Raw genomic sequence first — 9,243 nt, forward strand, 5'->3', positions numbered from 1 at the left:
GGCCAAGCAATGGCCCGGCCAACCGCATCATCGAGCTGAGCGCGGCCAGCGGCGCGCAGCTTGCCGCAGTGACCGCGCCGTTTGGCGTGCAGACGGGCGCCGGCCTGGCCATCGCGCCAGCCACCGGCCACCTGTGGTTTGGCTCGGTCAGCAGCGGCGCACTGCTGGTTGAGTTGCGCATCGACGGCACCGGCCAACTCACTGAGCTGCGGCGCTTGGACGCGAGCACGCAAAACCTCAACCAGAACGAAATATCGGGCCTGTCTTTCGCGGCTGACGGCGCGCTGTGGGTGGCCTCGATCCAAGGCGAGGTCTACCGCATCAACACGTGAAGCCGACCTACCAGACGAACACCCCCGCCTCCGCAAAGCACAAGGCCATGCGGCGCCGCGTCTCGGCCAGCGCCCAGCACGTGCCGGGCGCGATCGGATGTGGTCTCTGCTCGCCAGAAGCGCGGACTGTTAATCCGTTGGTTCCTGGTTCGAGCCCAGGTCGAGGAGCCAGTATTGACGGGGCCCGCAGCGATGCGGGCCCTTTGTCGTTGGGCTCAGAACACGCGAAGTATTAGGCAGTTGTCTAATACTCCCAGCTGCCAGCATCTCTCGGCGCCCCCCAAGTCTGCAGGCCGCAGGTCACGCTTGGCGCTCTTCGAGCCAGTGGCTCCCCTCGCCCATGAACTCGTTCCCGGCCTCGACGAGGATGTCGAGCTCCCTCCGTGTGTCGGCCACATCTGGAAACCAGACGCCTCCATCGGTCTGATTGCCCCAGTCGTCCTCATGCAGACCGAGTCGCCATCGCACTCGAATCTCGATCATGGTCGCCCCTCGGTGGTTCGCGTCGAAAGCATAGAGCGGAAATTCGGCGAAACGAGGGGGCATACGCCTCAAGCGCCGACCACAACGTTCAGACCGGAGAGGCGGACGAGCAGGCTCGCGTGGCCACTGCTTACGGTCACACACCGGACATTGCCGGAAGCGTCAGAAGTGCACGGTCTTACTGTCCTTCATCGGCAAACGGGGCGGCGTCCGGCCCAATGTGCGCGGACGATTTTCCATGTCGCATCATGCATCGACCTTTGCGCCAATCCGTCGATGCCGAGCATCTGCGCAGATGGCGCCATACGGATGGGCGCGCCGTCGTCCGTCTGCCTAAAGTTGGCTAGACGGGGTACCCACTGCCCCCCACGTTTGACGAACTCAGACACGGCGCTCGTTCATATACTGGTTTCGTCGTCGCCTATCAGCTCGCCGGATTGGTACTGACATGCGGCGAAATTTGGAGGGGAAGCAGTGCTTAGCTCTTTCACGTTTGCCACTGTTCGCATTGCCAAGATGCCGTTGGTAGCCACTCTCAAAGCGTTGCGGCCGTGACGGATCGACGCGCCGCCACGTACGCGGGGCATCTTCGGTTCAGCACATTCGTTCAATTCGATGTGCTGCGGACAGGTGGTGCCACCGGCGCAATGTCAAGGGCGCTGCGCGCCTACCCACGTTCCGATGGAGAGCCCGCCCACCGCCATCAATGCCGGCCTTCTCGGCTGTCCGCGTGGGCAAGCTGGGTATCGGGCAATTTGGTTCCCTTCATGCTGTGGACTCACGAGATTCCAAGGCGATGCACCGAAAGGACACTACATGACTAAAACCCTGACGACGAATGTATTCAAATTCCTCGCTGTTCGTCCGGCACAACGCGTTACGGAGGAAGAAACCTCTCTAGCAATAATTAGAGATGCCAAGGCCAAGAGTGGCGCGGGTAAAAGGGAACTCCAACAACTGGCGAAGAAGTTCTCGGAAAGGGGGGCCGCTCTTGAGTACTTGAGGTCGATTGAGCAATCAGTGCTTGAACCAATCGCTCAGCGATGCCGTGACTTGACCAGGAGCTACCAACGTGCCCTATCCGAAGACGCCAATGTGGATGCTGATGAACTCGTCAAGAAATCGGGGCTCGTCAGCATACAGAATGTAGGGGGCACGAACGTCGAAAGTCTTGCTTGGGAGGCCCTCTATGCTGCATATGCAACCGGGAATGAAGCTGGACCGATGCTCGAGACCCCGACCGAAGTACTGCGCGCATTTCACTTCCTCCGGACGCTTGCCGATGAGCCGAAGCCCTCTCCCGCACTCGCGCTGCGGTTGCTCAACGCTAGGGTCGCCATACCCATAGTGTTCTCGAATGCATTTCATCCCACCCCGGCACCCAGTAAAAATAGCGCAGCAGGCACGGGCGGTTCCACTACCGCGCCTACGGGGCCTGCGCCGAGAATCGATGCGGTCCGAACCTTAGCAGCAGAGCTGACCTCGACCGCGAAACTGCTTGAAACAGTCGCGAGCGCACCGGCCAGGTCGAAGGCGGTCGCGCCGCAAACCACTTCATCACCCTCGGCGGCGATGTGGTCCAGCCAAGTCTTGATGTCAACCACGCCGAACTTAAGCGAAGCGCTGCCTGCGAGTCTTGCGGCGGAGCAAGCTGCCGTTCTTGACTTCTTGCAACTTGATCGCGACACGCCCGCACCCGCCGCCTCTCAGGTCTTGCGACAGCATCTTCAAAAGTTGACGGACCGAGCAACAGAGTTGGCGGAAGATCCAGAATATCAGGCCGCGATATTGCAACTTGCACCCGAGGCAACAAGGAAAGCTGCTGAAGCAGCGAAGAGCGCCCCGGACGTCGATGTCAGCGGGAAAATCACCCCGCTCGGGATTGGCGATCTGAAGGTAGTAAAGCAAACGTTGATCGCCTACGTCGCGGGAGAGGTGTCGCACATCGAAAACGTACTTAAAGGAGAGTCAAAGGAGCGCACACACCGGAAACTCGATCGAACTGAGACTAGCATATTTACGTCCGAGGAGGAGGTCAAAGACACCGAGCGCGACACCCAATCAACTGATCGTTTCGAGCTCAAGCGGGAAGCCGAAAAATCGATCAAGGACGATATTTCGATCAAGGCGGGACTCACAGTTACGGCGGCATATGGGCCGGTCGTATCAACGGCAACCGCCGACTTCGCGACCTCGACGTCGAAACAGGAGTCGGAGAAAAACAGTAGCAACTTTGCGCGGGAGGTCGTTGATCGGGCTGTTAGTAAGGTACAGACAACAACTAAGGTCGAGCGAACGACCAAGACCCTCAACGAGGTAGAAGAAGTCAACCGCCATTCACTGGACAACGGACAACCTTCTACGGCCCACATAACCGGAATATATCGGTGGGTTGATAAGAAATACCGCGCACAGGTCTACAACTACGGAGTGAGGCTCTTGCTGGAATTCATCATTCCGGAACCGGCTGCCTACTATCGGGCGACACGAAGCAAAGCTGAGCCAAAGCTTAGCGCTAAGCCTCCGCCACCCTTTCTCAAAGACGCCACAATTTTGGATGTCCACAAGCCTCGTGAGCCGTTGACAGCGAGTGTCATCAATGAGTTCAACTTCATGCGCTACGCCGCGAAGTATGGTGCTGCTGGAGTCACAGCGCCCCCGCCGCTATTCACCTACGTCGGCATATCCCTCGCACCCAATGAGGGTCTCGGAGAGGCAATCAGTTTCGCGACTTCCACCAAGGACTTAGTGATTCCTGCCGGCTATCGCCTCAACTCGTATAGCTTGGCCGCGTCAATTCTTTGGATCCACTATCCAAAGTTCAGTGTCCAAGTGCGTGGTGATGCATGGGTGCTCATGAATATTGCAGGCGGCGGTATTCCCTTGAACATGCAGCAAGTTGGTGATGTTGCGGGCAACAACGCGCAGGTCACAGCCGGCTCAGTTCCTGTCAGTGTAGCGTGTTACGACGTGCACAAGTTCGCGCTCGATATCCAGGCTGTTTGCGTACGTACGGACGAGGCCATGACTGCCTGGCAATTGGAGACGTTCGGCAAGATTCAGACTGCCTACCAGGCTATGCAGACCGCTTACGATCAGAAAGTCGAACAAGCCGAATCTGCGCTTGGCATCACCATGGAAGGGCAAAATCCAGCAATCAACCGCACGGTGGAGAAGAACGAGTTAAAAAAGCTATGCATCACGATGATGACCGGCCAGCACTTTAGTCAGTTCGGCGCCTTGACCGAGCCGCCGAACGATCCGATTCATCCTCCCGAATTGGACGTCAACGAGGCGCTCTATGAAGGGCCGATCATCCAGTTCTTCGAGCAGGCTTTCGAGTGGGAGCAGATGACCTACCTCTTCTATCCCTACTTCTGGGGCAGAAAGTCGAACTGGCGAACCAGTGTGAACCTGAGTGACCCGGACCCACTCTTCAGTCAGTTCTTATCGGCAGGCGCCGCACGTGTCTTAGTGCCGGTGCCGCTGGCTTATGTCGAGAGCGTGGAATACCTTTTGAAAAACCCAATGCACGAAACGGAGTTGCGCAAAAAGGTCTGGCGTGGAGGAAGCGCGCCCACGCTCGATAGCGACTTGTACCGCTCCATCACCGAGGAGTTACGCCAACAGACTGACGATTTGGACGGGGCGACTCCAGAAGGTGAGCCGTGGGAATTCACGCTCCCGACAACGCTGGTATGGCTCCAGCCCGACGACAAGCTTCCAGTTTTCCCGTGAAGCTGCTCGCCTACGCGCTGTCAACGCACCATTTCATTGCTAGAGGTCTTCGTGCTGAATTCATCAATTCTCGGTGCTAGCGCTGTGTTACAAGGCGTCCAGATGGGAGCAGAGTTACCTTTGGGCCTATGCGCTGTCGATGCTTTGAGGATTGTTCAACTGGGACTATTGTCTGTAGGGATGGAGATACCCGACGCCGACGAACGTGACGGCTCAATGGTCGGGACTCAGCGAGCAATCGGTGAATTTCGAAAGACCCGGTCGCTGGGTCAGGGAACCATGCTCATTGATCCTTCATTTCTTGATCGGCTCGACTTGGAGCTCTCGTTTCTCGAAGGAATCGTAACACCGGCGATGAGCGCAGCGACGCCACTGGATGCCAACTTGGTTCGACTCGATCCGATGATGGCCTCGCTGCTTGGAGCGAACTTTCGTACGTACGGACTGGACAAGGAGATCATCGACCGTGTGCGCAGCAACCTACAGCTAGGAAACCGAATGTGTTTTAGGCTGTCGCTCGATCTCATCCCGATGGTGGCGAATCTATTTAATGAGCAAATCGCCGAGCCTCTCATCTTTAAAGATTTCTGCACGAAGAACGGCCCATGTACCGATGTATTTTTTGACATCAGCAAATCATTTATTCCGTACCGTGATTTTCTACTAGCTCACAATCCTGGAAAGGCATCTCTCGCGATGTCAATCGGCAAGAAAACCCGCCCTGACATTCTAAGTCATCGCCCTCCTGACTTCGATTGGTACGAAGTCAAACCGGCGAGCCTCTACGGCATTCGCGACAGCGTTGAAAAGCTCGTCATTCTACTTGGTCTGTATCTCAGACTTCCATATAAACCGGGGAAGCGATATACGCCAACAAAGGACATTGTCCTTGGCACCTTGTTTTCTCCAGAAGGTCACCAACTCAAAATAATACTCGAGACTGAGCGCCCGTTACCTGGCGTTATTTTTTGGGCTTTGTGCATAGAGGGCGATTACGTCGAATACTTCAATCGGTATCAGATAGTGACCGGAATCCTCCAAATTTTGGTCGGGATAGGTCTCCTTCTTCCCGAGGTCGCCTTGACCGCCGAAGGGGGGGCAATGATCGCTGCGGCGGTGCGAGCATTCGCTGCAACGGGTGGTTTTGTACTTACCTTGTTGAAAACAAGTCCATGAGATCCGCTCGGAGCGGATGGTGCAGCAGCTGCTAGCAGTAGCGCGTTCGGAGCCCGATGGCGAGAGCATGCGCGTCGAACAAGTCAGCCTGGACGACTTGGTGCGATCGGCGGTATCGGACTTCGCGGCAAAAGCCGAGCATCGCGGCATCGACCTTGGGGCGCGCGTCGGCGCCGGCATCATGGCGCGGGCCGACGCCCATCAGCTGCGCGTGCTGCTCGACAATCTGGTCGAGAACGCGCTGCGCTACACACCGTCGCGCGGCGTGGTCGACGTCGAGGCGGACCTGCAGGACGGGCGGCCGCGACTACGCGTCGTCGACAACGGACCCGGCATCCCCGAAGCCGAACGCGAGCGTGTGTTTGACCGCTTCTACCGCGGCGTGGATGCGCAGACGCTCGCGCCCGACAGCGGCGGCAGCGGGCTGGGTCTGGCCATCGTGCAGGCCATCGCCGAACGCCATCACGCGAGCGTCAGCCTGCACACGCCGCAGGCGCATCGCGGGCTGGAGGTGCGGGTCGTGTTCTCTCAACTKCAAGGAGCCTGACATGGGCATGCCGGCGAGCTGGTTTCAGTGGGCCTTGCTGTCGGCGACGTTCGCCGCACTGACGGCAATCTTCGCCAAGGTCGGCATTCGCGGTGTCGACTCCGACCTCGCCACGTTGGTGCGMACCACGGTCATCCTTGCCGTGCTGGCCGCCTTCGTCGTCTGGACGGGCAAGTGGTCGAACCCGCTCGCGCTGCCGAGCAAGACCTGGGTTTTCCTGGTGCTCTCCGGGTTGGCCACCGGAGCCTCGTGGGTCTGCTACTTCAGAGCGCTGCAGATCGGCAACGCATCGCAGGTGGCCCCGGTCGACAAGCTGAGCCTGGTGCTGGTCGCGGTGTTCGCCTTCGCCTTCCTCGGCGAGCGGCCGAGCCTGCGCGAATGGGCCGGGATCGCGATGGTGGCGGGCGGCGTGCTGGTTCTCTCGATCAAGCGCTAACGCGACCGGCGGCTTCTCCATGGCCGTCTTCAGCCGTGCAGTTTCTGGTGAATGGCAGGGCAGCCAGCGGCGGACGCGCCCCTCCTCGCGCAGGACGGGCAATTTCCGGAAGACGCAAGGCGTCGTTGCCTTCGATGGTTTGGGGATTTTTCGATTCATCCGCCGCTCGACGGGTGCATTCATGTGGCAGCTCCGTGACGGTTGCGGCCGGTCGATCGGTACTCTCGAGCGCCCGCTTACGGCCACGGTGTTGACATTTCGAGAGGCTGGCGTCCACCCGGAGAACGGCGGATTTCGCTGGTGGGGCGGAGGCCCGCGGCCCCCTCCCGACCGAGTTCGGCTGAATGTCTGCCGAACGCGCCCATCCTCCAGAAACCGCAGCTTCAAGAAACTCGCGACTCGATCCGGATCGCTCGGTTCCGTGCAATCCACCAGCGCAATCGCCGAGCGCACGAACAGGCACGCCGTCAAAGCCGACGCCAGCCTCGCTGCACGCGCGAGGGCAATTCCCGGCTCGTCACGCGGCCATGGTGAGAAGGAGTTCGTCGAGTCGCTCAAGCGTCGATGCGAGACCATCCTTCAGTCCCATGTCGATCACCTTCTGGACATCCTCGGCAGACTTGTACAAGACGATGGTCGTCACGAGCGTGCGAGTCTGGAGGTCGGTGAAACCAACGTCCCAACGAGCGCGCGGCAGGTCGGGATTCACCGCACCGGTCTCGTCACTGAACGCGTCGAGCGCCACGTAGCCGTCAATCGGATTGATCGTCTGGTAGTCCTGGCGACTCCAGAACGCCTGTCCGTCTGGCATGACCATCGCGTAGTGCCAATACCCACCTTCCTTGAACTCCATGTGCTTGGTCTTGGTGGTCAGTGGCTTGGGGGCGAACCACTGGTCGAGCAGTTCCTGCTTCGTGTAGCAGTCCCACACGAGTTGGCGCTTCGCCACGAACTCTCGCTTCACGGTGATGCTGTGCTTGGTCTTGTCCACGATGAAATCGAATCGAAGGTCAGGTCTCATGATCATTTCCACTCAGTTGTTCAAGTAGGTTGTCCAGGTTCTCGAATCTGCTTGCCCAGATCGCGCGCTGCTCGTCAAACCAGCGCTCGGCYGCTGCCAGCTTCCTTCTCTCGAGCACGCAGGTCCGAACTCGACCGCTCTTTCGGGTGCGGATCAGCCCTGTACTCTCGAGCACCCCCACGTGCTTCATGAAGGTGGGCAAACCGATGTCGAATGGCTCCGCCAGGTCGCTGACAGTCGCCGGCCCCGTGCCGAGTCGCTGCAGGACCGCTCGACGCGTGGGGTCGGCTAGCGCGTGAAAGACCGAATCCAGAGCTATTTGATTGTTTGCCATTTGGCGAAGTATAGATGGCTGTTCAATCATGAGCAAGGCAGAGCCTGCGCCTGTCCGGACCTCGCGATAGCCACGCGAGCGCAGTTCGCAACAGCCGACGGTGAAGCGACCACACGGCAGAGGCGAGCCGCAGCGCGCCGCGTTGATGCGCAGACAAGTGCGGCTGGAAATCCTGCATCGCATTTCCGCTCGCATGTTCGCGAGCTAGGCTGCTCCGGATCGCGCCCGCGCTTACCTTTGGCCACTGCAGCCACGCTGCCAGGATGCGAGGCGACAGGCTGAGATCGAAGGCAACGTTTCCCCCCTCCAGGCACCCAACGTCATCCCATGCGCATCCCCATTTCCCGACCGCAGCAGGTCCGCTCCAAGAGCGTAACCCCGCAAGCCGAAGGCACGACGGGCGGCCTGCCCTCCATCGTCAGCCGGGCCCAGGTGCGCGAAGGCGCGCCGATCGGCCCCGGCCACCTGCGCCGCGCCGCGCCATTGAAGGCGCTGGGACCGCGGCAAAATATTGCAGGCGTCCAGGCCCGCCTCGACCAACGTGGGCGGGAAGCCCGCTACCCCGACGTTCTCCACCGGGCCGAGATGCCGCCGGCGTCCAAGCTCGACGGCGTGGTGGACATGGCCAAGATGGCGAACTTCGTCTACTTCCGCGACCCGGAAAAGCTGCCAGGCGACTTCAAGCCGGCGGAGGACCTGATGTCCCTCCTCGCGACCGAGCTGAACTTGCCGACGGGCAACCAGTTGTCGCCTGACAAGAAGATGGCCGGCACCGTGGCCGATCCGAAGTCCGGCCTCGTGGCGAGCATCCTGGTGGACCACACGGCCAAGCGCGTCGTCCTCGCGTTCGGGGGCACGACGGCGGGCGAGGTGCCTGGCGGCGCCTCGCAACGCGTGGTAGGCGACGCCAGCATGGGCGGGCCCCAGTGGCTGGCCAACGGGGAAGCCGGCCTGGGCGTCGAGCCCGAGAGCTACAAGCAGGCCGCGACACTGGCTCAGGAGTTGCAATTGGCCATGACGAACGGCCACTCGGGCGCGAAATACCATGACTACGATCTCTCGCTCACGGGCCACTCCAAAGGAGGCGGGGAAGCGTCGTACGCGGCCATCATGATGGAAAAACCCGTCAAGGCCACCGTCTTCTCACCGGCTCCGCTCAGCGACGGGCTGTTGGAC

Annotated in this window: 9 protein-coding genes; 6 read left to right on the top strand and 3 right to left on the bottom strand. The window is 60.0% G+C overall.

Annotated elements, in window-relative coordinates; genetic code table 11:
* Positions 1-332, top strand: a 332-nt coding sequence (locus tag AC1D1T_RS26720; RefSeq protein WP_477992821.1) for a hypothetical protein, incomplete at its 5' end; no start/stop codon positions are given.
* Between the two features lie 300 nt (positions 333-632).
* Here AC1D1T_RS26720 and AC1D1T_RS26725 read toward each other — a convergent pair.
* Positions 633-815, bottom strand: a complete 183-nt coding sequence (locus AC1D1T_RS26725; protein WP_477829236.1) for a hypothetical protein — start codon at positions 813-815, stop codon at positions 633-635.
* Between the two features lie 816 nt (positions 816-1,631).
* On the opposite strand from AC1D1T_RS26725, the gene AC1D1T_RS26730 reads away from it, so the two are divergent.
* The 4 genes from AC1D1T_RS26730 (at position 1,632) to AC1D1T_RS26745 (ending at position 6,712) form a co-directional block, all read left to right on the top strand.
* Entirely contained in the window at positions 1,632-4,553 is a 2,922-nt protein-coding gene (locus AC1D1T_RS26730; protein ID WP_477992822.1) for a hypothetical protein, read from the top strand.
* Between the two features lie 51 nt (positions 4,554-4,604).
* Positions 4,605-5,729 carry a hypothetical protein gene (locus AC1D1T_RS26735; RefSeq protein WP_477992823.1) on the top strand — a complete coding sequence of 375 codons (1,125 nt, stop codon included), beginning with the start codon at positions 4,605-4,607 and terminating at the stop codon, positions 5,727-5,729.
* A 67-nt stretch (positions 5,730-5,796) separates the two neighbouring features.
* Positions 5,797-6,276: a sensor histidine kinase gene (locus tag AC1D1T_RS26740; RefSeq protein WP_477828718.1), complete on the top strand. Its 480-nt coding sequence runs from the start codon at positions 5,797-5,799 to the stop codon at positions 6,274-6,276.
* Between the two features lies 1 nt (position 6,277).
* Positions 6,278-6,712, top strand: coding sequence for an EamA family transporter (locus AC1D1T_RS26745; RefSeq protein WP_457329527.1), 435 nt, complete (start codon positions 6,278-6,280; stop codon positions 6,710-6,712).
* A gap of 517 nt (positions 6,713-7,229) precedes the next feature.
* Here the strand turns inward: AC1D1T_RS26745 and AC1D1T_RS26750 are convergent.
* A complete protein-coding gene (locus tag AC1D1T_RS26750; protein WP_477827657.1) occupies positions 7,230-7,703 on the bottom strand; it encodes an SRPBCC family protein in 474 nt (157 codons plus the stop codon).
* Positions 7,704-7,722: 19 nt separating this feature from the next.
* Complete coding sequence (locus AC1D1T_RS26755) at positions 7,723-8,067, bottom strand: ArsR/SmtB family transcription factor (RefSeq protein WP_477827656.1); 345 nt, start codon at positions 8,065-8,067, stop codon at positions 7,723-7,725.
* A gap of 327 nt (positions 8,068-8,394) precedes the next feature.
* Here AC1D1T_RS26755 and AC1D1T_RS26760 point away from each other — a divergent pair.
* Positions 8,395-9,243: Tle-like phospholipase domain-containing protein (locus AC1D1T_RS26760; protein WP_477992824.1), on the top strand; the 849-nt coding region annotated here is incomplete at its 3' end.

The organism is Rhizobacter sp. P2_H3, from assembly GCF_056403355.1.